This is a genomic window from Cognatundibacterium luofuense (assembly GCF_018139685.1).
GTDB classification, from domain to species: domain Bacteria; phylum Pseudomonadota; class Gammaproteobacteria; order Burkholderiales; family Burkholderiaceae_D; genus Undibacterium; species Undibacterium luofuense.
This window is the reverse complement of record NZ_JAGSPN010000557.1, coordinates 1-295: the sequence shown is the minus strand read 5'-3', so window position 1 is coordinate 295 and position 295 is coordinate 1. Positions and strand designations below refer to the sequence as shown.

General features: G+C 51.2%; 1 rRNA gene. It reads right to left on the bottom strand.

From position 1 onward, the window contains the following. Positions 1-295: ribosomal RNA gene (locus tag KDM89_RS21630) — 23S ribosomal RNA — on the bottom strand; the annotation flags it as partial.

Here is a 295-nt window from a genome sequence, read left to right as displayed (position 1 = left end):
ACACCCTATACGTCCACTTTCGTGTTTGCAGAGTGCTGTGTTTTTATTAAACAGTCGCAGCCACCAGTTTATTGCAACCCCTTCGTCCTTCCCCCGCAGGGGGGTCAAACTACAAGGGCGTACCTTATCCCGAAGTTACGGTACCAATTTGCCGAGTTCCTTCTCCCGAGTTCTCTCAAGCGCCTTAGAATACTCATCTCGCCCACCTGTGTCGGTTTGCGGTACGGTCTCGTATGACTGAAGCTTAGAGGCTTTTCTTGGAACCACTTCCGATTGCTTCGCAGGATATACCCGC